This window comes from Paraburkholderia kururiensis, from assembly GCF_034424375.1.
GTDB classification, from domain to species: domain Bacteria; phylum Pseudomonadota; class Gammaproteobacteria; order Burkholderiales; family Burkholderiaceae; genus Paraburkholderia; species Paraburkholderia kururiensis_A.
This window is the reverse complement of the sequence record NZ_CP139965.1, coordinates 4135951-4162353: the sequence shown is the minus strand read 5'-3', so window position 1 is coordinate 4162353 and position 26403 is coordinate 4135951. Positions and strand designations below refer to the sequence as shown.

28 protein-coding genes are annotated in these 26403 nt (G+C 65.9%); 23 read left to right on the top strand and 5 right to left on the bottom strand.

What is annotated here, in order from left to right:
- Positions 1-110 precede the first annotated feature (110 nt).
- Positions 111-362, bottom strand: a complete 252-nt coding sequence (locus tag U0042_RS18720) for a hypothetical protein (protein ID WP_114815269.1) — start codon at positions 360-362, stop codon at positions 111-113.
- Here U0042_RS18720 and flhF point away from each other — a divergent pair.
- The 4 genes from flhF (at position 355) to U0042_RS18700 (ending at position 4963) form a co-directional block, all read left to right on the top strand.
- Positions 355-2469: a flagellar biosynthesis protein FlhF gene (gene flhF, locus U0042_RS18715; protein WP_114815268.1), complete on the top strand. Its 2115-nt coding sequence runs from the start codon at positions 355-357 to the stop codon at positions 2467-2469. The two genes, U0042_RS18720 and flhF, sit on opposite strands and share 8 nt — an antisense overlap.
- Positions 2462-3358, top strand: a complete 897-nt coding sequence (locus U0042_RS18710) for an AAA family ATPase (protein ID WP_114815267.1) — start codon at positions 2462-2464, stop codon at positions 3356-3358. The genes flhF and U0042_RS18710 overlap by 8 nt, the downstream gene beginning before the upstream one ends.
- Positions 3359-3390: 32 nt before the next feature.
- Positions 3391-4125: an RNA polymerase sigma factor FliA gene (locus U0042_RS18705; protein WP_114815266.1), complete on the top strand. Its 735-nt coding sequence runs from the start codon at positions 3391-3393 to the stop codon at positions 4123-4125.
- Between the two features lie 394 nt (positions 4126-4519).
- On the top strand, positions 4520-4963 hold the full coding sequence (locus U0042_RS18700; protein WP_114815265.1) for a hypothetical protein: 444 nt from the start codon (positions 4520-4522) through the stop codon (positions 4961-4963).
- 225 nt (positions 4964-5188) lie between these two features.
- On the opposite strand, the gene U0042_RS18695 is transcribed toward U0042_RS18700, so the two are convergent.
- From U0042_RS18695 to flgA, 3 genes are all read right to left on the bottom strand, one after another.
- On the bottom strand, positions 5189-5632 hold the full coding sequence (locus U0042_RS18695; RefSeq protein WP_114815264.1) for a flagella synthesis protein FlgN: 444 nt from the start codon (positions 5630-5632) through the stop codon (positions 5189-5191).
- A gap of 132 nt (positions 5633-5764) precedes the next feature.
- A complete protein-coding gene (flgM, locus tag U0042_RS18690) occupies positions 5765-6118 on the bottom strand; it encodes a flagellar biosynthesis anti-sigma factor FlgM (RefSeq protein ID WP_114815263.1) in 354 nt (117 codons plus the stop codon).
- Positions 6119-6419: 301 nt separating this feature from the next.
- A complete protein-coding gene (flgA, locus tag U0042_RS18685) occupies positions 6420-7901 on the bottom strand; it encodes a flagellar basal body P-ring formation chaperone FlgA (RefSeq protein WP_419150442.1) in 1482 nt (493 codons plus the stop codon).
- A 287-nt stretch (positions 7902-8188) separates the two neighbouring features.
- Here flgA and U0042_RS18680 point away from each other — a divergent pair, with 287 nt between their 5' ends.
- The 19 genes from U0042_RS18680 (at position 8189) to fliR (ending at position 25691) form a co-directional block, all read left to right on the top strand.
- A complete protein-coding gene (locus tag U0042_RS18680; RefSeq protein WP_114815261.1) occupies positions 8189-8683 on the top strand; it encodes a flagellar basal body rod protein FlgB in 495 nt (164 codons plus the stop codon).
- Positions 8684-8944: 261 nt separating this feature from the next.
- Positions 8945-9370: a flagellar basal body rod protein FlgC gene (gene flgC, locus U0042_RS18675; RefSeq protein ID WP_017772137.1), complete on the top strand. Its 426-nt coding sequence runs from the start codon at positions 8945-8947 to the stop codon at positions 9368-9370.
- A gap of 20 nt (positions 9371-9390) precedes the next feature.
- Positions 9391-10113, top strand: a complete 723-nt coding sequence (locus tag U0042_RS18670) for a flagellar hook assembly protein FlgD (protein ID WP_114815260.1) — start codon at positions 9391-9393, stop codon at positions 10111-10113.
- A 73-nt stretch (positions 10114-10186) separates the two neighbouring features.
- Entirely contained in the window at positions 10187-11692 is a 1506-nt protein-coding gene (locus tag U0042_RS18665; protein WP_114815259.1) for a flagellar hook protein FlgE, read from the top strand.
- A gap of 17 nt (positions 11693-11709) precedes the next feature.
- Positions 11710-12468, top strand: coding sequence for a flagellar basal-body rod protein FlgF (flgF, locus tag U0042_RS18660; RefSeq protein ID WP_114815258.1), 759 nt, complete (start codon positions 11710-11712; stop codon positions 12466-12468).
- 40 nt (positions 12469-12508) lie between these two features.
- Positions 12509-13297 carry a flagellar basal-body rod protein FlgG gene (gene flgG, locus U0042_RS18655; RefSeq protein ID WP_017772133.1) on the top strand — a complete coding sequence of 263 codons (789 nt, stop codon included), beginning with the start codon at positions 12509-12511 and terminating at the stop codon, positions 13295-13297.
- Between the two features lie 61 nt (positions 13298-13358).
- Positions 13359-14045 (top strand): flagellar basal body L-ring protein FlgH, encoded by a 687-nt coding sequence (gene flgH / locus U0042_RS18650; protein ID WP_114815257.1) that lies wholly within the window; start codon positions 13359-13361, stop codon positions 14043-14045.
- Positions 14046-14047: 2 nt separating this feature from the next.
- The gene (locus tag U0042_RS18645; RefSeq protein ID WP_114815272.1) at positions 14048-15226 is read left to right on the top strand and encodes a flagellar basal body P-ring protein FlgI; all 1179 of its coding nucleotides are present in this window, start codon (positions 14048-14050) and stop codon (positions 15224-15226) included.
- Between the two features lie 12 nt (positions 15227-15238).
- Positions 15239-16171, top strand: coding sequence for a flagellar assembly peptidoglycan hydrolase FlgJ (gene flgJ, locus U0042_RS18640; protein WP_114815256.1), 933 nt, complete (start codon positions 15239-15241; stop codon positions 16169-16171).
- Positions 16172-16636: 465 nt separating this feature from the next.
- Positions 16637-17407 (top strand): flagellar brake protein, encoded by a 771-nt coding sequence (locus U0042_RS18635; RefSeq protein ID WP_198665444.1) that lies wholly within the window; start codon positions 16637-16639, stop codon positions 17405-17407.
- A gap of 237 nt (positions 17408-17644) precedes the next feature.
- Positions 17645-19609, top strand: coding sequence for a flagellar hook-associated protein FlgK (gene flgK / locus U0042_RS18630; RefSeq protein WP_114815254.1), 1965 nt, complete (start codon positions 17645-17647; stop codon positions 19607-19609).
- 11 nt (positions 19610-19620) lie between these two features.
- Complete coding sequence (flgL, locus tag U0042_RS18625) at positions 19621-20841, top strand: flagellar hook-associated protein FlgL (protein WP_114815253.1); 1221 nt, start codon at positions 19621-19623, stop codon at positions 20839-20841.
- Positions 20842-21165: 324 nt separating this feature from the next.
- Positions 21166-21669 carry a flagellar basal body-associated protein FliL gene (fliL, locus tag U0042_RS18620; protein WP_114815252.1) on the top strand — a complete coding sequence of 168 codons (504 nt, stop codon included), beginning with the start codon at positions 21166-21168 and terminating at the stop codon, positions 21667-21669.
- Between the two features lie 78 nt (positions 21670-21747).
- Entirely contained in the window at positions 21748-22746 is a 999-nt protein-coding gene (gene fliM / locus U0042_RS18615; protein WP_114815251.1) for a flagellar motor switch protein FliM, read from the top strand.
- A complete protein-coding gene (gene fliN, locus U0042_RS18610; protein WP_114815250.1) occupies positions 22739-23185 on the top strand; it encodes a flagellar motor switch protein FliN in 447 nt (148 codons plus the stop codon). The genes fliM and fliN overlap by 8 nt, the downstream gene beginning before the upstream one ends.
- The gene (fliO, locus tag U0042_RS18605) at positions 23182-23742 is read left to right on the top strand and encodes a flagellar biosynthetic protein FliO (protein ID WP_114815249.1); all 561 of its coding nucleotides are present in this window, start codon (positions 23182-23184) and stop codon (positions 23740-23742) included. Before fliN ends, fliO begins: the two co-directional genes overlap by 4 nt.
- 102 nt (positions 23743-23844) lie before the next feature.
- Complete coding sequence (fliP, locus tag U0042_RS18600) at positions 23845-24555, top strand: flagellar type III secretion system pore protein FliP (protein ID WP_232833636.1); 711 nt, start codon at positions 23845-23847, stop codon at positions 24553-24555.
- Positions 24556-24581: 26 nt separating this feature from the next.
- Entirely contained in the window at positions 24582-24851 is a 270-nt protein-coding gene (gene fliQ / locus U0042_RS18595; protein WP_017772120.1) for a flagellar biosynthesis protein FliQ, read from the top strand.
- A gap of 57 nt (positions 24852-24908) precedes the next feature.
- Positions 24909-25691: a flagellar biosynthetic protein FliR gene (fliR, locus tag U0042_RS18590; RefSeq protein ID WP_114815247.1), complete on the top strand. Its 783-nt coding sequence runs from the start codon at positions 24909-24911 to the stop codon at positions 25689-25691.
- Positions 25692-25777: 86 nt separating this feature from the next.
- Here the strand turns inward: fliR and U0042_RS18585 are convergent, their stop codons facing one another.
- Positions 25778-26395, bottom strand: a complete 618-nt coding sequence (locus tag U0042_RS18585; RefSeq protein WP_157977927.1) for a hypothetical protein — start codon at positions 26393-26395, stop codon at positions 25778-25780.
- Positions 26396-26403: the final 8 nt, after the last annotated feature.

Below are 26403 nucleotides of genomic sequence, written 5' to 3'. Positions count from 1 at the left end.
CGGCGCCGCGCGCGGCGCCTCCTTCCATGTTCGCGCAGTATCCCCGCGGTGTGCCGTCAGCGCCGCCGCGGTTCCCTGGTAGCGGCCCGCAGTCTCCCCTCAGTCTCCCCTCAGTCTTCCCTCAGTCTCCCGTCAGTCCTCGCCCCGCAGCGCCCCCTTTTCAGCCCGATCAAACGAATTGCCTGCATTTCCCCGCGCTGATCCATCGATAGTCCCCCGTTCACCTCCTCAATAATTTCACCATCGGCAAAGGCTTTGTCGCGCACCAGGTTCCTGCGGAGCCACCGCGCAACGAAGCCGGCGCCTCGCAATTGAAACGCCACGTCAGGGTCGTCAACCTCATCGGGGGTCAGCTTGAACATCCGCAAATTTATCGGTGCCACCAGCCGCGACGCGCTACGCCAGGTGCGCGAAGTGCTGGGTCCTGACGCAGTGGTGCTGTCGAACCGCACGCTCGACGACGGCAGCGTCGAGATCGTCGCCGTAGCCGACCGCGAACTCGCGGCCATCGCGCCTGCCGCGGGTGAAGGCGCCAACGCAGGTGCCGCTTCGCGCGGCTTGCCGCGCAGCGGCGCGGCGCCGGTTGCAGGCAACCCCGTTGCCGGCCTGGGCGGCAACCCCTACGCGAACGGCATGCCGGACGTGTTCTCGTCGGTGTTCGGGGCCAGCCCGGAAGCGGGCGCGGGCCGCGCGTCCACGTCGGACGACGAAGACGACGCCCCGTCTTACACGAACGCCGCCGCGCAACCGGTGACGAAGCCTGAAGCGCAGGCAGGCGGCGCGCTTACCACGCGTGTTCCCGCGCTGGACCGACCGGGCGCGTTTGTGGCCCAGTCTGCGGCGCAGTCCGCAGGCCAGGCCGACAGTGGCGGCGGTGCCGATCGCTTCGCTGCCGAATCCGCCGCGATCCAGGCAGGTGCGCCGGCGCGTCCGGCCGCGCGTCCTGGCCCGGCCCACGCCGCCGGTCATGCCACGACCCAGGCGCCCGCCGCCAGCCGCGGCGCGCCGTTCGCCACGCCGGCCGCAGGCGTCGCCATGCCGGCATCGGCTGCGCCGTCGTACTCGGACAAGACACGCGCGCCGCGCACGATGGCCGAAACGAACCCCTGGCTCATCGACCACGCGCGCCGCATCGCGGACAAGGACAGCGCGGGTCAAGGCGAAGGGCACAGCGCGAAAGCCGCGGGCATGACGCCCGCCGACGCCATGGCCAAGGGCCTCGGCATGCCCGCCGACCCGCACGACGAACACGGCCACCACCGCGTGGAAGGCGCGGGCGTGCTCAACGTCAGCACGCCGGACTGGGCGCGCGAAGCGGCCCAGCTCGCCGCACGCCGCGCCACGCAACGCATCGCGCCGGCCTTCGATCTGCCGGGCAACAGCCAGCCGGCCACGCCGCCCTCGATCAACGCCAAGGCGCCCAGCGACGCCGCGGGGGCGAGCGCCTCGGCCAGCGTCACGGAAGCCATCAAGGCCCGCATCGAGCAGGTAGTGAACGAAACGGTGATGAGCGAGCTGGCCTCCATGCGCGGCATGATGGAAGAGCAGTTCGCCGGGCTCCTCTGGGGCGAGCGCCAGCGCCGCAGCCCCACGCACGGCGCCCTCACCAAGCAGCTGTTCGCCGCCGGCTTTTCGGCCCAGCTCGTGAAGATGGTGGTGGACAACCTGCCCGAAGGCAAAGACCCGGAAGGCGCGCTGGAATGGGCGCAGTCGGTGCTCGAATCGAACCTGCCCGTGCTGGAAAACGAAGACGCGCTCATGGAACGCGGCGGCGTGTTCGCACTGATGGGCCCGACGGGCGTGGGCAAGACCACGACCACGGCGAAGCTCGCGGCGCGCTGCGTGATGCGCTTCGGCGCGAGCAAGGTGGCGCTGCTCACCACGGACAGCTACCGCATTGGCGGCCACGAGCAACTGCGCATCTTCGGCCGCATCCTCGGCGTATCGGTGCATGCGGTGCGCGACGGCGCCGACCTGCAACTCGCGCTCACCGAACTCAAGAACAAGCACATCGTGTTGATCGACACGATCGGCATGAGCCAGCGCGACCGCGCCGTAACCGACCAGATCGCCATGCTCTGCAGCGCCGGCCAGCCGGTGCAGCGCCTCTTGCTGATGTCCGCGACGAGCCACGGCGACACGCTCAACGAAGTGGTGCAGGCCTACCAGAGCACGGCGGACAAGGCGCCGCTCGCGGGCTGCATTCTCACCAAGCTCGACGAGGCCACCAACCTGGGCGGCGCGCTGGACACCGTGCTGCGCTACCGGCTGCCGGTGCACTACGTGTCGACCGGCCAGAAGGTGCCCGAGAACCTCTATGTGGCAACGAAGCGTTTCCTGATTCGCAGCGCGTTCTGCATTCCGCGCGAGCACTCGCCCTTCGTGCCGCACGAAGACGACATCCCGGCGCTGCTTTCGGCGCTGTCCACGCGTTCGAACGCCGACCTGCACGAGGTTCGCTTTGGATAAATTCGTAGCCGACCAGGCGGAGGGGCTGCGGCGGCTGCTCGCCCGTAGCGGCTCGCGAGTCATCGCGGTGACCGGCGGCTCGGAGAGCGTGGGACGCACCACGACAGTAGTGAACCTTGCGGCGGCGTTGGCCGAGCAGGGCAAAGACGTGCTCGTCATCGACGAGTGCCTGGGCGACCGCTCCGTGAGCGCCACGCTGGGCGGCCTGCATGGCGTAGGCAATCTCGCCGGCGTGATGCGCGGCGAGGTGCCGCTCGCGGCGGCCGTGAGCCGGCATCCGCTCGGCTTCGGCGTGCTCTCGGCCTGGCGCGGCAGCCAGGAAGGCTACACCGCCGAACAGTACGGGCTCGTGCTGAACGGCCCCGCCGACGTCGTGCTCATCGACGCCGGTCTGGACAAAAACGGCGCGCTCTCCGGGCTCGCCATGCGCTCGCACGACGTGATGGTCGTGACGCGCGTCTCGGCGCAGGCCATCACCGATGCCTACGCCGCCATGAAACGTCTTCATTTCGCGCACGCAATCGCGCAGTTCCGCGTGCTCGTCAATTACGTCCAAAGCGCGGCCGATGCCCACACGGCATTCGAGAACCTCGCAGGCGTGGCGGGTCGTTACCTCACCGTCTCGCTCGAAAACGCAGGCTGCATTGCGGCTGACCCACACATGGCGCGGGCCGTCGAGCTCGCACGCTGCATCGTGGACGCTTTTCCGTCCGCGGCCGCCGCGCGCGACTACCGGCATGTCGCCGCAGAACTGCAGTACTGGCCCATGCGGCCAGCCATGTCGTCGCGCGCGGCCATGACGCGCCCGACCGTAACAACGTCGGCCCCATCGCCATCCGTGTGGCAGGCCGACCCGGCCGCCGAATGGCCGTCGGCGCAGCATGCGTGACGCCACTCGGGGACTTCAGGCAGGAGAGCACGATGTATAACGCTCAGGGAAAAATTTCGCAGGCCGACGTGCTGGCGAAGTACGCGCCGCTCGTAAGACGGCTGGGTTTGCAGCTCGTGGCGAAGATGCCGGCGAGCGTGGATCTGGACGATCTGATCCAGGCCGGCATGATCGGTCTGCTCGATGCGGCGAGCCGCTACAAGGAAGATCAGGGCGCGCAGTTCGAAACCTACGCGAGCCAGCGCATTCGCGGCGCCATGCTCGACGAGCTGCGCAGCAACGACTGGCTGCCGCGCAGCCTGCGGCGCACCTCGCGCGAGGTGGAAAGCGCGGTGCACCAGGTGGAGCAGCGGTTGGGCCGCTCGGCGAGCGAGACGGAAATCGCCGGGCACCTCAACATGCCGCTCGACGAATATCAGTCCATGCTGCAGGACCTGCATGGCAGCCAGCTGATCTACTACGAAGACTTCGACCGTTCCGCGGACGACGAGCCGTTTCTCGACCGCTACTGCGTCGATCACTCGGACCCGCTTTCCGCGCTGCTCGACGAAAGCCTGCGCGCGGCGCTGGTGGAAGCCATCGACAAGCTGCCCGAGCGCGAGAAGCTGCTGATGTCGCTCTACTACGAGCGCGGCATGAACCTGCGCGAAATCGGCGCCGTGATGGAAGTGAGCGAATCGCGCGTGTGCCAGCTGCACAGCCAGGCCGTGGCGCGACTGCGCACGCGCCTGCGCGAACTGGCCTGGGCAGGCGCCGAGGCCGACTGAGAAACCTGACCGGGGCTCGTTCGGGGAGGGTTTGCGCCTTCTTCGGCGAGCGTTGCGCAAGGGGTTGGGCGCGACGGCGATGGCCAGGCTTCCGGGCCGCCTTCGCTGCGTTTGTGGGGCGGCTGGTTTTCTGCTGCTTTATCGGCGCCTGGGTTGCGCGTTGTTTGCGTTTCGTCTGCACCCGGCTCGCGGCCTGGTCCGCGGCTTTATCCGCGCCTTGTCGGATTCATCAGCGGCTTTTCCGTGTGCCTCGCGTTCGCTCTTCGTCCGCTTTGCCCCTCCTCATCTGCGGGCTTTTCGCCCGTAACACCACTAACACTTTCTTACACCACGCTTTCTGGCGGGTGGCTACACTTGCGCCCGCGTTATCACTAAAACAATGGGGTTAAACCAGATGCTCAAGAAAATCGCAGGAATCGCCGTGTTGACCGTGGCTTCGGCCGCCGTATCGCTGCCGGCCGTGGCCGGTGACTTGAACAACGCGCTCGGCGGTGGGCTGGGCGGGGTAGCGGGCGCAGCCGTGGGCGGCGCGCTGGGCGGCAGCACGGGCTCCGTGATCGGCGGTGCGGTGGGCGGCGGCGCAGGCGCCGCGGTCACGTCGAACCGACGCGAACGCACGGGCGCCATCGTAGGCGGCGCACTGGGCGGCGGCGCCGGCACGGCGGCAGGCAACGCGATGGGCGGCCGCACGGGCGGGCTGATCGGCGCGGGCCTGGGCGGCGGCGCAGGAGCGGCACTGGGCGGCAACATCTCGCGCAGCAATTCGTACGCGGACGAGGGCGAGCGCGGCTATCGCAGCACGGGCCACCACCGCAAGCATCGCAAGCACTGGGATTGAGCCGCGAGCAGCAAAGGCAAGAGGATCGAGAAAGGCGCAACGACGCCTGAGGCTGAAAACCAGGCTTGAACGCCTGGTCTGAAAGCACAACGGGCCGCACATCCGGAAGGATGTGCGGCCCGTTGGTTTTTGATGCGGCTAGTCGGTCAATTCAGAGCGTTCAGCGACGACGCGGCGCCCGGATCTCGCGCCGCACGTCTCGAAAGCCGCCGCGATCGAATCCGCTCAAACCCGCCCGAACGACGGAATGCGCCCGTCCGGTCCGTACAGACCGGCCTTGTGCTGCGCGCCCTTGAGCACGTCGAGGGCACGGCGGTTGTATTCCATGCGCGTGTGGATCAGCACGCCGTTGGTGGCATTGGAGCGCTTCGCGCGTTCGGCGGCCTTTTGCAGCAGCGCCCATTGCGTGGCGAGCCGCGGGTCCGCCCCGGAGGCCAGCTCCATGCCGCGCCAGCCGGGCGGAAAGCCCAGCTCCGCAAGCTGCGCGTCGCGCAGCTTTTCCAGCGCGGAGAGCTTCTCGACCAGTTCGGTCTTCATCTCGATGATGGGCGGCAGCTGTTCGAGCGGAGAGAGGGCCGTCAACGCCTTCTCTTCGCACGCGAGCACCGAAGCGAACGCTTCGACGGCGGCATATTCGTCGATGACGGTGGCAAGGAGGGCGTCTTTCATCACAATCACTCAACTCGCAGTCGGCTTGCCGTACCCGGACGAGGGTGCACAAGCCGTGGTCAATTGGCTGCTGCGCGCGGTGCTTCGCCGGAAGGTGCGGCGAAGCACGGTGAACGCGCAGGCCAACCGGGGTTAATTCCCCGCCGACCCCGCGCGCGTTTGCAGCAGGCTACGTGCCGTTTCGAGAACGGCGTCGGCAATCTTGCCGGTATCGATACTCAGGCTGCCGTCGCGCAGCGCCTGCTTGATCGACTCGACGTGTGCCGTATCGATGTCCGCCGCGCCCGACGCGGCGAGGCCGCGCAGTTGCGCCGACAGCGCCGACAGGCTCACGTTCGCGTCGCCGGACGCGCCGCCGCCCGTGGACGGTGCGGGGCTACCGGCTGCGCCTTGCGTGCTGGGCGCGGCCGTTTCGCCTTGCTGGGTACGCTGCAGCCCGTCTTTTAGCGACTGCAGGCTCGAATTGCTGGTGGAATCGACTTTCACGATTGGCTTCCTGAACGGTTGACCGCAGTCTCCGAATTCGACTGAGGAATCCGGGTTCCGCGTGGCCTTCTTCGGCCACGGTGGGGCGCGTCATGGGCGCTGCTTTGCCCAGATTAACGGCAGGTACCAATCAAACTTTAGTGCATGGGCGGCAAGGCCGCCAAAGGGCCAGCCAGGCAAATTGCCGGCGCGGCCGCCGCACGCAAGGGCCATAACAGCCCGTCGAAACCCCTTCACCACCCGAGGCGCACTGGGCGCCGGTCCCCCTCTCCTTTCCCAACCACGGCACAACCTGAAACGCTCAAAGCTGGATCTCCACGGTGCCGCCTTCTTTCACGATGCCGCTGATGATCTGGCCATTCGCCGTCTTCACGCGCACCTGCTGGCCGGGCGCCGCGTTGTTCATGGCGCTGCCCTCCGACGAGATCGAAAAACCGGGGCCTTGCGCGACCACGCGCACGGTCTGCCCGATCGTCACGGAACTGGCGCTGCGCAGCATGTCCTGGCGCAGCGGCAGCCCGGCGGGCACGCGGACCAGCGCCACGGCGCCGATAGCCTGCGACGGGTCGGTGACCACTGCCTGCGGCAGCAGCGTGAGATCGCCGTCGCGCGCCACGAGGTCGGCGGCGCTGAGCGGCTCGCCGGGGGCGATGGCGCGCGACGCCGTGTAGTAGGTGGCCTCGACCGAAATCTTCGCCTGCAGGTAGAGCGTCCACGGACGCTCGCCCGCGCAGCGCACGCCCACGGTGGTGCGGCCCCACATGCGGGTGCCGGCGGGTGCGAACGGCTGCATCGTCGTGCACGCCGCGAGGCCGCGCGGAAAGACGTTGGCCACGGTGATAACGACCTTGCCGGGCAAGCCGGCAGCCTGTTGCTGGAGCCAGGCAAGCGCGGCACGCCGGATCGATTCGCCGTCCTGCTGGCCTTCGGGTACGGCGGTTTGAGCGGCTTGAGCAGGCTGAGTGGCTTGAGCGTTCGATGCAGGCGCCTGGGAGATTCCCGGCACCGTGGCCTGCGCGGGCTGAACGCGCTGATACGTTTGTGCGGCCTGCGCCGGCACAGCGCGCGGCACCATGCGCTCGAAGCGCGGCGCGGTTGTTGCGTAGCCGGCACTGGCAGGCGGATTCATGGCGATGGCCTGCGGCGCGACGCTCGTCTCGCGGCCCTGCGCGGACACCGACGCCGCCGCGGGCGTCACGACCACCGGCATCACCTGGCTCGCCGCCACGGGCAGGTTCACGCGCATCAAACCGGACGCCATGCCCGGCCGGGACGCGGACGCGTCTCCCGGTCCCGCGATCACGATGGCGCCGTCGGCCTTCGCGGCCTGCTCGAAGCGATCTGGGGCGCCGGCACTTGCGGTCGGCCGCATGGACGCGGCCATCGTCGACTGCGCGGGCGAGAGCGGCTGCATTCCGGCGTTCGTGCGTTGCGCCGTCGCACTGGACGACGCGCCGGCCGGGCTCGTCACCATCCTGCTCATGGCGGCGAGCGCGTCCGGGTTCTTTTCGCCCGGGCCAGGAATCACGATCGGCTCGCCCGTACCCTGGGCGTGCGCGGCGGTCGAAACGAAGAGGCCCAGCGTGCCGGCGCTTGCCGAGAGTGTCCACGCAAGCGCGACGAAGAGCCGGCGCAGCGCAGGCGCGCGGCCGACGCGTGCCGGGCCAGCCGGAACGCGCGAAGCAGCCGAAGCGCCCGGCGCCATCGAAGCATCGAAAGCCGTTTCAGCAGCGGTCTCTACAGTCGACAAGGCGGTCGGAGCATTTGAAGCGGGCTCGTTCATCGCCACTCTCCACGGCCCGGTAAGGCCAAACAAGAACCAGACGGCAGGCCCAGCGGCCAACAACAAACAAGGACCAACAACAAGGGCCAACAACAAGGGCCAACAATACGAGAGGCATTCTAGAGAGCCCCCCCTTCGCGCAAACGTCGAATAGAGGCCCCCTTCCCCGGCTATTCCTCCGATTGCGGCTTGCGTCCCAGACCTAAGATGCACCACAAGCAAAAAGGCCTTCCACGCGGCCACCGCTGCAAGGGTGACGCAAGGAAGCGTTTTTTCGGAGAACCGCAATGCTGGACAAACTCGATGCCGAATTCGCCTTCGGGCGCGAGGCGCTCGATGTGCGCGCCTACCGTCAGGAGCTGCTCTCGTCGAACATCGCCAACTCGGACACGCCGGGCTACAAGGCACGCGACGTCGATTTCGCGTCGTCGCTCGCCGGTGCGCTGAGAAAGAGCGGCGCCGCGACGGGAACGGCCACCTCGAACGCCGCGCCGCTCGCCATGGCGCAGCCGGCCGGCGTGACGAGCGGCATGACCATGGCGACCACCGAAGCAGGCCACATGGCCGGCAAGGCGCGCCTGACGCCCACGGGCGGTTCTTCCGACGACTACGGCCAGCTGCAGTACCGCATTCCGACGCAACCGGCGCTCGACGGCAACACCGTCGACCTCGACAGCGAGCGGGTGCAGTTCGCCGACAACACGCTGCACTTCGAGACCGGCATGACCGTGCTCACGCAGCAGATCAAAGGCATGCTCGCGGCCATCACGTCAGGCAGCTGACGCGGCGGCCCGCCCTCAGGCAGTGACTCGCGCAGTAAAGCGGGGCACGCGGCAAAACAGGGCAGGCAGCAAAGCAGGAAGCCGGACCGGCGGCACAGGCCACATGCAGCAGGCCGCACCGGTCGGGCAAGAGACAAATCGCTACGGGAAAGCAGGCGGGCCGTGCGCAGGAGGCACCAGGGCGCGAAAGCGCAAGGGTGACAGGCGCGGCCCGCGCAACCGCCGGCCAATGCAGGCCGGCAACGAGAGGTGAGATTCGCCATGCCATCGCTGATGAACATCTTTAGCGTCGCCGGCTCTGCACTGTCCGCGCAGTCGGAGCGGCTCAACGTGACCGCGTCGAACCTCGCGAACGCGGACAGCACGACGGGACCGGACGGCAAGCCGTACAAGGCCAAGCAGGTCGTCTTCGCGGTGCAGCCGCTGGGCGGCGCACGCACGCAGAGCGGCCAGCAGGTGGGCGGCGTGCAGGTGACGGGCGTGGTCGACGACCCGACGCCCATGAAGACTTCCTACGACCCGGGCAACCCGGCGGCGGACGCGAACGGCTACGTGACGTTGCCGAACGTGGATCCGGTGCAGGAAATGGTGAACATGATTTCGGCGTCGCGCTCGTACCAGGCGAACGTGGAGACCCTGAACACCGCCAAGACGCTGATGCTCAAGACGCTCACCATCGGCACCTGAAGAACAGACGGAGAACCGCCTTGACCACCCAGACCACGATCGGCAGCAACGGCACGACCATTTCGCAGACGCTGCTCGACACCATGAACGGCACGTCGAGCGCAAGCAGCTCGTCGTCGAGTTCGTCCAGTTCGTCCAGCACGTCGCCCACGGCACTGCAGAACACGTTCCTGCAACTGCTGATTGCGCAGATGAAGAACCAGGACCCGACCAACCCGATGGACAGCTCGCAGATGACCTCGCAGCTTGCCCAGATCAACACGGTGACGGGCATCAGCCAGCTCAACACGTCGCTCACTTCGCTCGCCACGCAATTGAACGCGGGCCAGCAGGGCCAGGCGGCGCTCCTGATCGGCTCCACGGTGCTCGCGCAAGGCACGACCTCGACGGTGGCAAGCGGCAAGGCGTCGGCCATCGGCGTGCAGGTGGCGACTGCGGCAAGCAACGTGCAGATCACCATCAAGAACTCGTCGGGCCAGGTGGTCAACACGATCAACGTGGGCAGCGTGCCGGCAGGCGTCACGCCCATTTCGTGGACGCCCACCGACGCGCAGGGCAACACGCTCGCCGACGGCACGTACACCATCAGCGCGACCGGCACGATTGCCGGCAAGTCGGGCTCGCCCACCACGCTGTCGGCCGCCACGGTGCAAAGCGTCGTGCAGCAGACGGACGGCACGCCGGGCCTCGTGCTCTCGAACGGCAACACCGTCGGCATGACGAGCGTGGCCGCGATCCTGTAAGGCGCGCGCGGCAAGGCTCTCAGGCAGATTCACAGCACAGTATTCATCGATATATCCCGATACGGAGACCGTCATGGGTTATCAACAAGGTTTGAGCGGTTTGTCGAGCGCGTCCAACGACCTCGACGTGATCGGCAACAACATCGCGAACGCGAACACGATCGGCTTCAAGCAGGGCGCGGCGGTTTTCGCGGATGTCTACGCGAACTCGGTGGCCACCGCGGTGAACAACCAGATCGGCCTCGGCTCGCGCCTCGCGGCCGTGCAGCAGCAGTACAGCCAGGGCACGATCACCACGACCAACCAGGCGCTGGACGTGGCGATCAACGGCAACGGCTTCTTCCAGATGTCGAACAACGGCACGCTCACGTACTCGCGTAACGGCGTGTTCCAGCTGGACAACCAGGGCTACATCACCGACACGAGCGGCCTCAAGCTGATGGGCTACGCGGCCAGCAACGGCGGCGTGATCAACACGGCCACCACGGTGCCGCTGCAGGTGCCCACCACCAACATCGCGCCCACGGCCACCAGCGTGATTACCGGCCAGTTCAACCTGAACGCGCAGGATTCGCTGATGCTCGGCGCGCCCAGCGTGGCCGTGACCACCACGGGTTCGCTTGCCACGAGCGGCTCCACCATCACGAACGGCGCGGCAGGCACGAACCTCGACAACTACACGATCAACTTTACGTCGCCCACCACCTACACGGTGACCGACACGACCACCGGCGTGACCGGCGCGGCGCAGACCTACAGCACGGGCACGGCGATTTCGCTCGGCACGGGCCAGACCGTCACGCTGACGGGCACGCCTGCCACCGGCGACAGCGTGGCCATCACACCGAACCCCACCACGTTCAACGCCAACAGCGCGAGCACGTACAACTACCCGACCTCGATCCAGGCGTACGACTCGCTGGGCGGCACGCAGACGGTGGACCTGTACTTCGCGAAGACGGGCGTAGGCGCATGGACGGTGTACGGCGGCGTGGCCGGCGGCACGATCTCGAAGATCGGCACGGCGACGTTCAACTCGTCGGGCACGCTGGTGAGCACGACGGACGCCACGGGCGCCCCGACCACCACGCCGCTCGCGTTCAACTTCACGATTCCGACCAGCGACGGTTCGTCCACGCCGCAGAAGCTCACGTTCAACATCGCGGGCACGACGCAGTTCGGCGGCAAGGACGGCACCAACAACCTGACGCAAGACGGCTTTGCGGCCGGCCAGCTGACCAACTTCACGGTGGGTACGGACGGCACGCTCACGGGCAACTACTCGAACGGCAAGACCCAGGCACTCGGCCAGGTCGTGCTCGCCAACTTCAACAACCCGAACGGCCTCGTCGATCTGGGCAACAACCAGTACGAAGCCACCTCGGCCTCGGGCGTGGCGCAGATCTCGGCGCCGGGCAGCACGAACCACGGCACGCTGCAAGGCGGCGCGGTGGAAAACTCGAACGTCGACCTGACGAGCGAGCTGGTGAACCTGATCACGGCGCAGCGCAACTACCAGGCGAACGCGCAGACGATCAAGACCCAGCAGACCGTCGACCAGACGCTCATCAACCTGTAATACCTGGCGGCCTCATCATGGACCGGCTGATCTATACCGCGATGACGGGCGCCACCCAGGCGCTCGAGCAGCAGGCAGTCGTCGCGAACAACCTGGCGAACGTCTCCACGACGGGCTTTCGCGCGCAGCTTGCGGCGTTTCGCGCCGTGCCGATGTCGTTCGGCGACGGCAACACGGTGAACACGGACACCACGCGCACCTTCGTGCTGGCGTCCACGCCCGGCGCGGACTACACGCCGGGCCCGATCCAGCAGACCGGCAATCCGCTCGACGTCGCGGTGCAGGGCCCGGGTTGGCTCACGGTGCTCGACAGCAACGGCAACGAGGCCTACACGCGCGCGGGCAACCTGCACGTGGACACCAACGGCCAGATCGTCAACGCGATGAACCAGCCCGTGGTGGGCGGCGGCGGCCCGATTTCGGTGCCGCCGGGCTCGGAAGTCACTATCGGCAAGGACGGCACGGTCTCCGCGCTGATCCCGGGCGACCCGCCCACGACCATCGTCAACGTCGATCAGCTGAAGCTCGTGAACCCGGACCCCGCCACGCTCAAGCACGGCGACGACGGCCTTTACCGCACGGCGGACGGCAACCCCGCCGACGCGGACCAGAACGTCGTGCTCGCGCCGCAGTCGCTGGAAGGCAGCAACGTGAACCCGGTCTCCGCCATGGTCGCGATGATCACGAACGCGCGGCAATTCCAGATGCAGACCAAGCTGCTCGAATCGGCCAGCCAGAACGAACAGTCCGCCAACCAGTTGCTCAACTTCAGCTGACGGGCTCGCCCGCAAGCCAGCCCACAGGAGAAGATTCAAAGTGAACCGCTCACTCTATATCGCCGCTACCGGCATGAATGCGCAGCAGGCGCAGATGGATGTCATCTCGAACAACCTCGCGAACGTCAGCACCAATGGCTTCAAGGGCTCGCGCGCGGTGTTCGAAGACCTGCTTTACCAGACCATCCGCCAGCCGGGTGCGAACTCCACGCAGCAGACCGAACTGCCCTCGGGCATCCAGCTCGGCACCGGCGTGCAGCAGGTCGCCACGGAACGCCTGTACACGCAGGGCAACCTGCAGCAGACCGGCAACTCGAAGGACGTGGCCATCAACGGCGCGGGCTTCTTCCAGGTGCAGATGCCCGACGGCACGAACGCCTACACGCGCGACGGTTCGTTCCAGACCAACGCGCAGGGCCAGCTCGTGACTTCGAGCGGCTACCAGATCATTCCGGCCATCACAATTCCGCAGAACGCCACGTCGATGACCATCGGCAGCGACGGCGTGGTGTCGGTCACGACGGCCGGCTCGAACAACACGCAGCAGATCGGCTCCATCCAGCTCGCCACGTTCATCAACCCGACGGGCCTCGAAGCCAAGGGTGAAAACCTGTTCGCCGAAACGGCGTCGTCGGGCGCGCCGAACGTGACCACGCCGGGCCTGAACGGCGCCGGCTCGCTCAACCAGGGCTACGTGGAAGCGTCGAACGTGAACGTGGTGCAGGAACTGGTCAACATGATCCAGACCCAACGCGCGTACGAGATCAACAGCAAGGCCGTGACCACGTCCGACCAGATGCTGCAGACGCTCTCGCAGATGCCGGTGTAATGGTCTGATCCGGGCCTGATCGTGGCCCGGATCCGGCTGAAAGTGCAGGAAGGATGGAAGGATGTCGCAATTCATTGAAACTACGCGGATGAAGGCCCTCTCGGGCGCGGTGCTGCTGGCCGCGCTCGCGGGCTGCGCGCTCGTGCCGAGGCAGCCCATCGTGCAGCAGCCGATGACGGCTGTGCCGCCGATGCCGCCGCAATCGCAGACCCCGGGCTCGATCTACAACCCGGGCTACGCGGGCCGGCCGCTCTTCGAAGACCAGCGTCCGCGCAATATCGGCGACATCCTCACCATCGTCATTTCGGAAAACATCAACGCGACGAAGTCTTCCGGCACGGGCGCGGGGCGCAACAGCGCGACCGACTTCAACGTGCCTACGGCGGGCTTCATGGGCGGCATCTTCGGCAAGGCCAAGCTGTCGGCCACGGGCGACAACACGTTCAAGGCGACGGGCGGCGCGAACGCGTCGAACACGTTCAACGGCACGATCACCGTGACCGTCACGAACGTGCTGCCGAACGGCAACCTGGTGGTAAGCGGCGAGAAGCAGATGCTCATCAACCAGGGCAACGAATTCGTGCGTTTTTCCGGCGTCGTGAATCCGAACACGATCTCGGGCCTCAACTCCGTGTACTCCACCCAGGTGGCGGACGCGAAGATCGAATACTCCGCCAAGGGCTACATCAACGAGGCGGAAAACATGGGCTGGCTGCAACGTTTCTTCCTGAACGTGGCGCCGTGGTGATCATGAGCTTCACTCTCTTTTCCGCCTGCCGCCGTCTGGGTGCCGCTGTTTTTGCGGCGCTGGCGCTTGCCGTTGGGCTCGGCGTCGCCGCCCCGAGCGCGCACGCGGAGCGCCTCAAGGACCTCGTGCAGATCCAGGGCGTGCGCGACAATCCGCTGATCGGCTACGGCCTCGTGGTGGGTCTCGACGGCACGGGCGACCAGACCTCGCAGACGCCGTTCACGACGCAGACGCTCGCGAACATGCTCGCGAACCTGGGCATCTCGATCAACAACCAGTCGGCGGGCTCGGGCAGTTCGAGTTCGTCGTCGCTGTCGAACATGCAGTTGAAGAACGTTGCGGCCGTGATGGTCACGGCGACGCTGCCGCCGTTCGCGCGGCCAGGCGAGGCGATCGACGTGACCGTGTCGTCGCTCGGCAATGCCAAGAGCCTGCGCGGCGGCACGCTGCTGCTCACGCCGCTCAAGGGCGCGGACGGCCAGGTCTACGCGCTCTCGCAAGGCAACGTGGCCGTGGGCGGCGCGGGCGCAAGCGCCAACGGCAGCCGCGTGCAGGTGAACCAGCTGGCCGCGGGCCGCATTGCGGCGGGCGCGATCGTGGAGCGCGCGGTGCCTACGTCCGTTTCGCAGGCGGGCACCATGCAGCTCGAACTCAACGACATGGACTACGACACCACGCAGCGCATCGTGGCCGCCGTGAACAACGCCTTCGGCAGCGACACCGCCGTGGCGCTGGACGGCCGCACGATCCAGCTGCGCGCGCCGACGGACAGCGCCCAGCAGGTCGCCTTCATGGCCCAGTTGCAGAACCTCGACGTGACGCCGGCCAAGGCCGCGGCGAAGGTGATTCTCAACGCGCGCACCGGCTCCATCGTGATGAACCAGATGGTCACGCTGCAAAGCTGCGCCGTGGCGCACGGCAATCTCTCGGTGGTCGTGAACACGCAGCCGGTGGTGAGCCAGCCGGGGCCGTTCTCGAACGGACAGACCGTGGTGGCGCAGCAGTCGCAGATCCAGCTCAAGCAGGACAACGGGGCGTTGCGGCTCGTGACTGCGGGCGCAAACCTGGCCGACGTGGTGAAGGCGCTCAACGCGCTGGGCGCGACGCCGGCCGACCTGATGTCGATCTTGCAGGCCATGAAGGCTGCGGGCGCGTTGCGCGCCGACCTCGAGATCATTTGACGGGAGCATGAGTTGAATTCCGATCCGTCTCTGAAGGGCAACGAACTTAGCCAGCGCTTCGCGCTCGACGTGCAGGGCTTCGACGCCCTGCGTGCCCAGGCGAAGAACTCGCCGCAGGCCGGCCTCAAAATGGCCGCGCAGCAGTTCGACGCCGTGTTCACGCAGATGATGCTGAAGAGCATGCGCGACGCGACGCCCTCCGACGGCCCGCTCGATTCGCACGACGGCGCCACGTTCACGTCGATGCTCGACCAGCAGCTTTCGCAGCAGATGTCGTCGAAGGGCATTGGCGTGGCCGACGCGCTTTTCAAGCAGCTTTCGCGCAACGCGGGCGTGCAGGGCGGCGACGCCAACGCGGGCAACAACGCGGCGCTTTCCGCGCTTTCGAAGGCATTCGCGAACCCGTCCGCCAACGGCGCGCTCGCCACGGGCAAGGGCTACACGCGCAACAGCGCGCTCACGCCGCCGGTGCGCGGCGACGGCTCGTCGCCGAAGATCGACGCGTTCGTCGACAAGCTCGCCGCACCGGCGCAGGCCGCGAGCGCGGCGACCGGCATTCCGGCGCGTTTCATCATCGGCCAGGCCGCGCTCGAATCGGGCTGGGGCAAGCGCGAAATCACGAACAGCGACGGCACGCCGAGCCACAACGTGTTCGGCATCAAGGCCACGAAGGACTGGACGGGCAAGACCGTCTCCACGGTGACCACCGAATACGTGAACGGCCGCCCGCAGCGCGTGGTGGAAAAATTCCGCGCCTACGACTCCTACGAGCAGGCGATGACCGACTACGCGAGCCTCCTGAAGGACAACCCGCGCTACGCGCAGGTGCTGAACTCGTCGCACGACGTGAACGGCTTTGCGCAAGGCATGCAGCGCGCGGGCTATGCAACGGACCCGCACTACGCGAAGAAGCTCATCTCGATCATGCAGAAGATGACTGCCTGAAGAGCGCCTGAAGCGCGCCTGAGCGTTCGCGGCAACGACCGCGAAGAACGACCGCAACAACCGAACAAGCAACCGCACAAGGCCGCAGCGAGGCCGCACGAAAACACGCGACGGGGCCATGTCGTGAGAAGAAGACGGTGCAGGCCCGTCGTTGCTCCACGCCGAAAGGCGGCGGGCGGCGGCGGGCCGAGCCGCATCCGGAAAGCATAGGTTTCAGGCATAAGCGCCCGCTCCTGGGTCATCGCCCGAGGTTTTAACGTTTGCGCCAAATATTTGCCATGCGGGCCCTAAACTTTGGCCTTATGCTGCCGCTAATCAGACAAACCAGCGACCGCGCGGGGCGTCTCCGCATGGTCGGACGCGTGCCGAAAGACCGCGGAGACCGGCACCGAGGGGGCACGGCTCCCGGGGCAAGCGCCCGGTCGGGACTTCGCGCGTCGCACGAACATGCACATCGGCAAGGCCATGGATATCACCCAGTCAAACGGAGAAAACGCCGAAGCGAACGGCGCTTCGGAGGCAGACGAGGCGCTCGACTTCGGACGGCGCAACCCGCTGGAAATCGGCGTGCAGTTGCGCAATCTCGTGAACCGCGGCGACTTTCTCACCGTGCAGTACAAGGGCGGCCAGCTTGTCACGCGGCTGCTCGACGTGGATGTGCGCGGGCGCGTCTTCACCTTCGACTGGGGCGCCGTGGAGGCGCACAACAACGGTTTGCTCATGGCGCCGCGCTGCCAGTTCCACGCCTCGCCCGACGGCGTGCGCATGGAGTTCGCCACGGCCACGCCGCGCCAGACGCGTTTCGAGGGCCTGCCCGCGTTCGAAGCCGACTTTCCCGAAGTGCTCTATTACGTGCAGCGGCGCGAGTATTTCCGCGTGGAGACGCCGTTGCTCGAGCCGTACCTGTGCCACGGCCGGTTCCCGGAAGGCGAGCCGTTCCGCTTCGAGGTGCACGACATCTCGCTGGGCGGCGTGGGCATGCGCACCACGGACGAACGCGTCGTAGGCCTGCCCATGGGCGTGACGCTGATGGACTGCGAACTCGCGCTCGGCCCGCAGGGCACGCTCTCGCTCGACCTGCAGCTCGTTTCGCATCGCATGTTCGACCTGCCCAACGGCTCGCAGCGTTATCAGTTGGGCTTTCGTTTCGTGACACTGCCGGGCAGCGCCGAAAACACACTGCAGCGACTCATTACGCAGCTGGAAATGAAGCGCCGCTCGCTCGTGCGCGCCTGAACGCTTGCCTGAAGGCAAGCCTGAACCGCGCCGATAGCCGTACGCAACAGCAGCACCGGTTTCACCTCACCGTCTTTCCCGCGCGGTCATGTCCACGGCATGACCGCCGCGCGTGCCGCAATTCCTTTCCGAAAATTCTGCCGGCGCCCTAAAACTTTCCGCGCCAAAGCCGATAAACACGCAGTTATCGCCATAACAGGACGAGTACGCGCGAAAGCGCCGAGGGACCACGGAACAATGTCCAGCAACCTCTTCAATATCGGCTTGAGCGGCCTCAATGCCGCCCAATGGGGCCTCACCACGACGGGCCAGAACATCAGCAACGCGTCCACGCCGGGCTACTCGGTGGAGCGGCCTGTCTACGAGGAAACCGCGGGGCAGTACACGTCCTCGGGCTTCCTGCCGCAGGGCGTCTCGACGGTCACGGTGCAGCGCCAGTACAGCCAGTACCTGAGCACGGAGCTCAACAGCGCGCAGTCGCAAAGCGGTTCGCTCACGGCGTACTACAACATGATCGCGCAGCTCAACAACCTGGTCGGCAGCCCGACCGCGGGTATTTCGAGCGCGATCACGTCGTATTTCACGGGCCTGCAAGGCGTGGCCAACAGCGCGTCGTCGCTGTCGGCGCGGCAGACCGCGATGAGCTCGGCGCAGTCGCTTGCCGCGCAGATCAACGCGGCCGGCGCGCAGTACGACCAGATGCGCCAGAGCGTGAACACGCAGTTGACCGACACCGTCTCGCAGATCAACACGTACACGAAGCAGATCGCCGACCTCAACCAGCAGATCCAGGCCGCCAACGGCTCGGGCCAGCCGCCCAACCAGCTGCTCGATCAGCGCGACCAGGCGGTGTCGAGCCTCTCGCAACTGGTCGGCGTGCAGGTGGTGCAGAACTCGAGCGGCTACAGCGTCTTCATGTCGAGCGGCCAGCCGCTCGTCGTCGGCACGGGTACGTACAACCTGTCCGCGGTCACGTCGCCTTCGGACCCGAGCGAGCTTTCCGTCTCCATTCAGGCGGCGTCCAGTTCGGGCGCGTCCAACCCCGCCACCTTGCTGCCCGATAACCTCGTGAGCGGCGGCACGCTGGGTGGACTGCTTGCGTTCCGCAGCCAGACGCTCGATCCGGCCGAAGCGCAACTGGGCGCCATTGCGACCAGCTTCGCGGCGCAGGTGAACTCGCAGAACGCGCTCGGCCTCGACATGAACGGCAACCCGGGCACGGCGCTGTTCACGGTGGGCAGCCCGACGATCTACGCGAACCAGAACAACACCGGCAACGCCACGCTGGGCGTGACGCTCGCCAACGCTTCGCAGCCCACGACGGGCGACTACACGCTCTCGTACGACGGCAGCGCCTACAAGCTCACGGACAACGCGACGGGCGCCATGATCGGCTCGTCCACGAGTCTGGCGAGCCCCATCGGCGGCTTGCAGTTCTCGCTCACGGGCACCATGAACGCCGGCGATTCGTTCGACGTGCAGCCCACGCGCGGCGCGCTCAACGGCTTCGCGCTCGCCACCACGAATGCGACCTCGATTGCAGCGGCTTCGCCCGTGCTGGCCTCCGCGCCCACCACCAACACGGGCACGGCGAAGATCACGCAAGGTGCGGTCAGCGCGGGCTACGTGCTGCCGTCCACGTCGACGACGCTGACCTACAGCTCGGCCTCGGGCGGTATCTCGGGCTTTCCGGCGGGCTCCACGGTGAACGTCAACGGCACCAACTACACGATTGCCAGCGCCGCCACCGTGGTGCCGTATTCGTCGTCCACGGGCGCTTCGATCTCCGTGAGCGGCAGCACCATGAACGCGGTGAGCTTCTCGATTTCCGGCACACCCTCCAACGGCGACACGTTCACCATCGGGAAGAACACGGGCGGCGGCAACGACGGACGCAACGCCCTGCTGCTGTCGAATCTCGTGTCGGCCAAGCAGTTGAACGGCGGCACCTCGACGCTCACGGACGCCTACTCGGGCTACGTGAACACGATCGGCAACCAGACGAACCAGGTGCAGGCGGCGAACACGGCGCAGACCACGCTCGTCACGCAGATCACCTCGGCGCAGCAGTCGGTCTCGGGCGTGAACATCAACGAAGAAGCGGCAAACCTGTTGCAGTACCAGCAGCTCTACCAGGCGAACAGCAAGGTGATCCAGACGGCATCCACGCTGTTCCAGACGCTGCTCGGCATTTTCCAGTGAGGCGATAGGCCATGCGCATCTCGACCACCCAGCTTTTCGGCCTGAACGTTCAGCAGATGAACAATCAGCAGAGCGAACTCGCGCAGCTGTACCAGCAGATCGCGAGCGGCCAGGCGATCTCGACGCCGTCGGACAACCCGCTCGGCGCGTCGCAGGCCGTGCAGCTCTCCATGCAGGCGTCCGAGCTCTCGCAGTACACGAGCAACCAGAGCACCGCGCTCACGTCGCTGCATGCGGAAGATTCAACGCTTTCCAGCGTGAGCAATGTCTTGCAGAGCGTCAACACACAGCTCGTGCACGCGGGCGACGCCTCGCTCAGCGACACGAACCGCGGCGCCATCGCGCAGGACCTGATTGGCTTGAAGAACCAGCTGCTCGGCCTCGCGAACGCCAACGACGGGCAGGGCAACTACCTGTTCGCGGGCTTTCAGACCACGTCGCAGCCGTTCAGCACCAACGCGGCGGGCACGGTGACCTACAACGGCGACACGGGCGTGCGCTCCATCCAGGTGACGAGCAGCCACCAGGTTGCCGTGAGCGACAGCGGCGCATCCGTGTTCCTTTCGGTTGCGGCGGTGGGCACGACGTCCATCTCGGCGGGCTCGGCCAGCAACACGGGCACGGGCGTGGTCGGCACAGTGAGCACGCTCAACGCCTCGAATCCGGCCAACCAGGACAAGTACACGATCACGTTCGCGGGCTCCGGCGCCTCGAGCACCTACACGATCACGGACAACACCACCGGCACGACGAGCGCGGCGCAGCCGTACTCGGCGGGCTCGGCGATCACGCTGGGCGGCCAGAGCGTCTCGATCACCGGCGCGCCCGCTGCGGGCGACACGTTCACCGTGACGCCGGCTACCCAGGCGGGCACGGACATCTTCTCGTCCATCGACGCCGCCATCGCCGCGCTGCAGACGCCCGTGGTGGGCACCGCAGGCTCGGCAAACCTCAGCAACTCGCTTTCCACCGCGATGCAGAAGGTGCAGAACGCCATGAACAACGTGGTGACCGTGCAGGCGTCCGTGGGCGGCCGCGAGCAGGAGTTGCAGGCGCTGCAGACCGTCACGCAGAACAGTTCGCTGCAGACGCAGAGCAACCTGTCCGACCTCACGCAGATCAACCTCACGTCCACCATCAGCAAGTACACGATGACACAGTACGCGCTGCAGGCGGCCCAGCAAGGCTTCGTGAAGATTCAGGGCATGTCGCTCTTCAACTACATCAACTGAGGACGGGAGCGCGGGACCGGGTGAGCCGTACCAGCCGCCCGGCATGTTCCGCGGCCCTTATCGGATACGCGGCCGGTTGATCTGTACCGGCCACCACCTGCTGTACTGCGCCGCCGCTTCGGGAGGGCTTGGGTCTGTTTTACGGCCGGCCCCGGCCGGCTTTCCGCTTCCGCGGGAACCGGCCGCCCGCGCGGCGCCCCGCCTGGCACTGTTCTCGACAAAACCACGAGCTAACCGCAAATCCCCCTTCTTTTCCCCCCATCGCGGAAGGCCAAAAGCCAGAACAATGCAAGGTACCAGCACTAACGCAACACCTTGAGCGAAATGGCGACCACGACCGCACCCCAGGCAGCAGCAGCCACGCCGGCGAAATCCGGCAAGATGAAGCGCATTCTTGTGATCGCCGTGATCGCGATTCTGGCCGCCGGTGTGGCGGGCGGCGCGACCTGGTTCTTCATGTCCCGGCATGCGGGCACGCCCGCTGCGCCCACCCCTGCGCCGCCGCCCGCGCCGCCCGTGTTCTTCGCGCTCGAGCCGATGACGGTGAACCTGCAGTCGGACGACGGCGAGACGCACTACCTGCGCATCGGCCTCACGCTGAAGCTCGCGGACCAGAAGACCCAGGACAAGCTCACCGAACACATGCCCGAGATTCGCAGCCGCGTGTTGCTCGCGCTGTCGAACAAGCATCCGCAGGATCTCGCGCCGCTCGAAGGCAAGCGCGCGCTGGCCGAGGAACTCAAGAAGCTGATCGAGCAGCCCACCGAGACCGGCAGTGCACCCGTGCACGTGCAGGACGTGCTGTTCACCGAATTCGTCGTGCAATAAAGACGGGCGAATCATGACGTTCTGCGCAGATCCAGCCGGTTCACGCCTCTATCGCGAGGAGTCGCACGCATCATGACTATGGGCCACGACGAATTCATGTCGCAGGAGGAGGTGGATGCCCTCCTCAAAGGCGTCACGGGCGAGACCGACCAGGATGCCGGCCAGACCGAGCACAAGGGCGTACGCCCTTACAACATCGCGACGCAGGAACGCATCGTTCGCGGCCGGATGCCCGGCCTCGAAATCATCAACGACCGTTTCGCGCGGCTGTTGCGCGTCGGCATTTTCAACTTCATGCGACGCAGCGCCGAGATTTCGGTGGGTCCGGTGAAGGTGCAGAAGTACAGCGAGTTCACCCGCAACCTGCCCATTCCGACCAACCTGAACCTCGTGCACGTGAAGCCGCTGCGCGGCACGTCGCTGTTCGTGTTCGACCCGAACCTCGTGTTCTTCGTGGTGGACAACCTGTTCGGCGGCGACGGGCGCTTTCACACGCGTGTGGAAGGCCGCGACTTCACGCAGACCGAACAGCGCATCATCAGCAAGCTGCTGCATCTCGTTTTCGAGCACTACACGACCGCGTGGAAGAGCGTGCGCCCGTTGCAGTTCGAATTCGTGCGCGCCGAAATGCACACGCAGTTCGCCAACGTCGCCACGCCCAACGAAATCGTGATCGTCACGCAGTTTTCGATCGAGTTCGGGCCCACGGGCGGCACGCTGCACATCTGCATGCCGTACTCGATGATCGAGCCGATTCGCGACGTGCTCTCTTCGCCCATTCAGGGCGAGGCGCTCGAAGTGGACCGCCGCTGGGTGCGCGTGCTCTCGCAGCAGGTGCAGTCGGCGGAAGTGGAGCTCACGGCGGACCTCGCGCAGATTCCCGTGACGTTCGAGCAGATTCTCAACATGCGTGCGGGCGACGTGCTGCCCATCAACATTCCCGAGCACATCGTCGCGAAGGTGGACGGCGTGCCGGTGATGGAATGCGGTTACGGAATTTTCAATGGTCAATATTCGCTGCGCGTCCAGAAGATGATCAGCGCGGCGGATACGATGAAGGAAGGTGGATATGAGTGACCTCAACGCAACGCCGGCTCCGGTCGAGCCGCCGCTCACCACGCCGGGCGCGGAAGCCGAAGAGGCCTCGCTCGACGATTGGGCGAGCGCGCTGGCCGAACAGAACGGCAACGAAGTGAACCCGGCCGCGGCGGGCGTGTTCCAGCCGCTCTCGAAGGTGGAGCCGAGCACCACGCGCAACGACATCGACATGATTCTGGACATTCCCGTCCAGATGACCGTCGAGCTGGGCCGCACGAAGATCGCCATTCGCAACCTGCTGCAACTCGCGCAGGGGTCGGTGGTGGAACTGGACGGCCTCGCCGGCGAACCGATGGACGTGCTCGTGAACGGCTGCCTCATCGCCCAGGGCGAAGTGGTGGTGGTGAACGACAAGTTCGGCATTCGCCTGACCGACATCATCACGCCGTCCGAGCGTATCCGGAAGCTGAACCGATGAAGTACGCAGCAGTCCGCCGCGCGCTGGGCGCGGCGGTGGTCCTCGCGGCCGCCATGCCGCACGCGCTCCTCGCGGCGGACATGAACGCGGTGAACAACGCCGCGAAGATCGCTTCGAACGTGGGTGCAGGCAGCGCGGTGCCGTCGCTGGGCGTGGGCGCCGTGTTGCAGACCATCGTAGGGCTCGTGGTGGTGGTGGGGCTGGTGTTCGGCTGCGCGTGGCTTGCGCGGCGCCTCGGCCTTCAGCCTTCGCAGCGCGGCGGCCTCGTGAAGACGATCGGCGGCGCGTCGCTGGGCGGCAAGGAACGCGTCGCGGTGGTCGAAGTGGGCGACACGTGGCTCGTGCTGGGCGCCGCGCCCGGCAACGTGCGGCTGCTGCACGCGATGCCTGCGGGCAGTGCGGGCGTGGCCGGTTCCGTCGCCGCGGGCACCACTCAATCGGGCATGCCGCCCGGCGCAGCCGGCGACCTGTCCGGCACCTTCGGACAGCGCTTTCGCGACGCCTTGAAAGGCGAAGTGGGCAAACGTTTCAGCCGGCGCGACGGCGGAGAGCAGTAAATGCAGTTCAACCGATTTTCCGCGCGCGGCGCAGCCGCGCTGATCCGCCGCTCTGTGCCTGCGTTTGTGCCCGCCTTCGTGCCGGCGCTGGTGGCAGCCCTGATGCTGGCGCATCCCTCGCTTTCCTTCGCGCAGGCCACCGGCCTGCCGGCGTTCACGACGAGCCCGGGCCCCAACGGCGGCACTACCTATTCGTTGAGCGTGCAGACCATGCTGCTGCTCACGATGCTGTCGTTCCTGCCGGCGATGGTGCTGATGATGACGAGCTTCACGCGCATCATCATCGTGCTTTCGCTGTTGCGCCAGGCGCTCGGCACGGCGACGACGCCGCCGAATCAGGTGCTGGTGGGCCTCGCGCTGTTCTTGACGATGTTCGTGATGTCGCCCGTGCTCGACAAGGCTTACACGGACGGCTACAAGCCGTTCTCCGACGGCACGCTGCCCATGGAGCAGGCCGTGTCGCGTGGCGTGGCGCCGTTCAAGACGTTCATGCTGCGCCAGACGCGCGAGACCGATCTCGCGCTCTTCGCGAAGATTTCGCACGCGGCGCCCATGCAAGGCCCCGAAGACGTGCCACTGTCGCTGCTCGTGCCCGCCTTCGTGACGAGCGAGTTGAAGACGGGCTTCCAGATCGGCTTCACGATCTTCATTCCGTTTCTCATCATCGACATCGTGGTGGCGAGCGTGCTGATGTCCATGGGCATGATGATGGTGTCGCCTTCCACGATCTCGCTGCCGTTCAAGCTCATGCTGTTCGTGCTGGTGGATGGGTGGCAACTGCTCATCGGGTCGCTCGCGCAGAGCTTCACCTGAAGGCCTGCAATTCAAGGAACACGACGATGACACCCGAATCCGTCATGACACTCGCGCACGAGGCGATGTACGTCGCGCTGTTGCTCGCGTCGCCGCTCTTGCTCGTGTCGCTCGTGGTGGGGCTCGTGGTGAGCCTGTTCCAGGCCGCTACGCAGATCAACGAAACCACGCTCTCTTTCATCCCCAAGCTGATCGCCATCGTGATTACGCTCGTGATCGCCGGGCCGTGGATGCTTTCCACCATGCTCGACTACATGCGCCACATGTTCACGAGCGTGCCGGCGATTGCCGGCTGAGGCGCGCGGCGCTTGTTGCCCCTCTTCGCCGCTCTTTTTTCGCCCTGTGCGTAACCGATGTTTTCCGTTACCTATGCCCAGCTGAACACGTGGCTCACCGCGTTCCTGTGGCCGTTCGTGCGCATTCTCGCGTTCGTGGCCACGGCGCCCGTGGTGGGCAACGCGGCGGTGCCGGCGCGCGTGAAGGTGGGACTGGGGGCGTTCATCACGCTGATCGTGGCGCCCGCGCTGGGCGCCATGCCGCAGGACACCGTGTTCTCCGCCGCCGGCATCTGGATTCTCGTGAACCAGTTCCTGATCGGCGTTTCGCTCGGCTTTGCGATGCAACTGATCTTTTCGACCATCGAAATGGCCGGCGGCATCATGGGGCTCAGCATGGGCCTCGGCTTCGCAACCTTCTTCGATCCGCACTCGACTGGCGCCTCCGAAGTGCTTTCGCGCTACCTCAACGCCATCGCGCTGCTTGCATTCCTCGCCTTCGACGGACACCTCCAGGTGTTCAACGCGCTCATCGCGACGTTCCAGGCCATGCCGGTTTCGGCGAACGTGCTCGGGGCGCCGGGCTGGCGCGCGCTGGCCGGATGGGGATCGATGGTGTTTTCGGCGGGACTGCTGCTGGCATTGCCCGTGGTGGCGGCGCTGCTCATCGCGAACCTTTCGCTCGGCATCCTGAACCGCGCCGCGCCGCAGATCGGCATTTTTCAGATCGGATTCGCGGTGACCTTGCTGGTGGGCCTGCTGCTCGTGCAGCTGATGCTGCCGAACATGATCCCGTTCTTCGGACGCCTGTTCGACAGCGGGGTCGAACAGATGGGGAGAGTGGCGGTGGGGTTTAGGTAGGGGGGCTTGCATCTTTTCAACGATGCCGTGAGATCGCTGGTAACTCCAAAAACGATACTGTAGCGTCACCCGCGTCAATCATCGATTTACGGGGTCGTGGTTGAGCTTTCGAAACTAAATGATGAAAACAAGCTTCTATACAATGCAGCCTTATTCTTATCATTCTTAGTCATCCTTGCTCCTGTATATTGAATGTAAGATACTGAGCGGGAATCATTTCCGGCCGCAAAAATTGTCTCTTCGGTCTCATTTAGTCGAAGCATATTTTTCGTCGGCTTTAATGCCGAATAACGCAACACATACACCTCGCCCCCTGGAATTTGAAAATGCTCATTTGATACCAAATTAAACATCCCCGGTCGCTCTAGCCCCTCGCTTGTCTTAATTTTAGTAAGACCATCTCCCAAAGACTCACCTTTAACTGCAAGCACGAAATCCGTCAGCCAACGCCAATCGTCCGCCGTGGAAGGAGGATTGGGTCTGGGCTTTATTTTTAAATCTCCAGTATAACGAAACGCGATATAGCACTCGTTGTTGCCAGAAATTTTTGCGCCATTTATCTCGACATATTCCAAGCCATTCGGCACCAGGAAAGTTGCATGGCAGTCATCCCGCGAGATACGCTCAGGCTCCTTGCCATTCGCAACAGTGATTGCAACTGCAAGTGCAGAAATGCCAAGGGCGGTAAAAATTGTTATTTTCATATGACGCC

What these genes read in the sequence shown, in the direction of transcription:
- fliO (WP_114815249.1), top strand. Translation starts at nt 23,182, where the DNA reads ATGAAGTACGCAGCAGTCCGCCGCGCGCTGGGCGCGGCGGTGGTCCTC.
- fliQ (WP_017772120.1), top strand. Translation starts at nt 24,582, where the DNA reads ATGACACCCGAATCCGTCATGACACTCGCGCACGAGGCGATGTACGTC.
- flgK (WP_114815254.1), top strand. Translation starts at nt 17,645, where the DNA reads ATGTCCAGCAACCTCTTCAATATCGGCTTGAGCGGCCTCAATGCCGCC.
- U0042_RS18665 (WP_114815259.1), top strand. Translation starts at nt 10,187, where the DNA reads ATGGGTTATCAACAAGGTTTGAGCGGTTTGTCGAGCGCGTCCAACGAC.
- fliM (WP_114815251.1), top strand. Translation starts at nt 21,748, where the DNA reads ATGGGCCACGACGAATTCATGTCGCAGGAGGAGGTGGATGCCCTCCTC.
- U0042_RS18635 (WP_198665444.1), top strand. Translation starts at nt 16,637, where the DNA reads ATGGATATCACCCAGTCAAACGGAGAAAACGCCGAAGCGAACGGCGCT.
- fliR (WP_114815247.1), top strand. Translation starts at nt 24,909, where the DNA reads ATGTTTTCCGTTACCTATGCCCAGCTGAACACGTGGCTCACCGCGTTC.
- flgC (WP_017772137.1), top strand. Translation starts at nt 8,945, where the DNA reads ATGCCATCGCTGATGAACATCTTTAGCGTCGCCGGCTCTGCACTGTCC.
- flgA (WP_419150442.1), bottom strand. Translation starts at nt 7,901, where the DNA reads ATGAACGAGCCCGCTTCAAATGCTCCGACCGCCTTGTCGACTGTAGAG.
- U0042_RS18705 (WP_114815266.1), top strand. Translation starts at nt 3,391, where the DNA reads ATGTATAACGCTCAGGGAAAAATTTCGCAGGCCGACGTGCTGGCGAAG.
- flgL (WP_114815253.1), top strand. Translation starts at nt 19,621, where the DNA reads ATGCGCATCTCGACCACCCAGCTTTTCGGCCTGAACGTTCAGCAGATG.
- flgH (WP_114815257.1), top strand. Translation starts at nt 13,359, where the DNA reads ATGTCGCAATTCATTGAAACTACGCGGATGAAGGCCCTCTCGGGCGCG.
- fliP (WP_232833636.1), top strand. Translation starts at nt 23,845, where the DNA reads ATGCTGGCGCATCCCTCGCTTTCCTTCGCGCAGGCCACCGGCCTGCCG.
- U0042_RS18720 (WP_114815269.1), bottom strand. Translation starts at nt 362, where the DNA reads ATGTTCAAGCTGACCCCCGATGAGGTTGACGACCCTGACGTGGCGTTT.
- U0042_RS18585 (WP_157977927.1), bottom strand. Translation starts at nt 26,395, where the DNA reads ATGAAAATAACAATTTTTACCGCCCTTGGCATTTCTGCACTTGCAGTT.
- U0042_RS18680 (WP_114815261.1), top strand. Translation starts at nt 8,189, where the DNA reads ATGCTGGACAAACTCGATGCCGAATTCGCCTTCGGGCGCGAGGCGCTC.
- U0042_RS18645 (WP_114815272.1), top strand. Translation starts at nt 14,048, where the DNA reads ATGAGCTTCACTCTCTTTTCCGCCTGCCGCCGTCTGGGTGCCGCTGTT.
- U0042_RS18695 (WP_114815264.1), bottom strand. Translation starts at nt 5,632, where the DNA reads ATGAAAGACGCCCTCCTTGCCACCGTCATCGACGAATATGCCGCCGTC.
- fliN (WP_114815250.1), top strand. Translation starts at nt 22,739, where the DNA reads ATGAGTGACCTCAACGCAACGCCGGCTCCGGTCGAGCCGCCGCTCACC.
- flgF (WP_114815258.1), top strand. Translation starts at nt 11,710, where the DNA reads ATGGACCGGCTGATCTATACCGCGATGACGGGCGCCACCCAGGCGCTC.
- fliL (WP_114815252.1), top strand. Translation starts at nt 21,166, where the DNA reads ATGGCGACCACGACCGCACCCCAGGCAGCAGCAGCCACGCCGGCGAAA.
- U0042_RS18700 (WP_114815265.1), top strand. Translation starts at nt 4,520, where the DNA reads ATGCTCAAGAAAATCGCAGGAATCGCCGTGTTGACCGTGGCTTCGGCC.